At 58.9% G+C, this 642-nt stretch carries 1 protein-coding gene; it reads left to right on the top strand.

Annotated features, from left to right (window positions below):
• A partial coding sequence (locus AC07VY_RS26575) for an EF-Tu C-terminal domain-related protein (protein ID WP_495100144.1) occupies positions 1-639 on the top strand: 639 nt, incomplete at its 5' end.
• Between the last annotated feature and the right edge of the window lie 3 nt (positions 640-642).

Below are 642 nucleotides of genomic sequence, written 5' to 3' on the forward strand. Positions count from 1 at the left end.
GAGCTCGGCGAAGGCGCGATCATGAAGCTGGCCGATGCACTGGACACCTACATCCCCCTGCCAGAGCGTGCTGTTGACGGCGCGTTCCTGATGCCTGTGGAAGACGTGTTCTCCATCTCCGGTCGTGGTACCGTGGTGACCGGTCGCGTTGAACGCGGCATCATCAAGGTCGGCGAAGAAATCGAAATCGTCGGTATCGCTGACACCCAAAAGACCACCTGCACCGGCGTGGAAATGTTCCGCAAGCTGCTGGACCAAGGCCAAGCTGGCGACAACGTCGGCATCTTGCTGCGCGGTACCAAGCGCGAAGACGTGCAGCGCGGCCAAGTGCTGTGCAAGCCCGGTTCGATCAAGCCACACACGCATTTCACCTCTGAAATCTACGTGCTGAGCAAAGACGAAGGCGGCCGCCACACACCTTTCTTCAACAACTACCGTCCCCAGTTCTACTTCCGTACCACGGACGTGACCGGTGCGATCGCGTTGCCAGAAGGCAAGGAAATGGTCATGCCAGGCGACAACGTGTCGATCACCGTCAAGCTGATCAACCCCATCGCCATGGAAGAAGGTCTGCGTTTCGCCATCCGTGAAGGCGGCAAGACCGTCGGCGCCGGCGTGGTTGCCAAGATCATTGCTTAATTT

The organism is Rhodoferax sp. GW821-FHT02C08 (assembly GCF_059421805.1).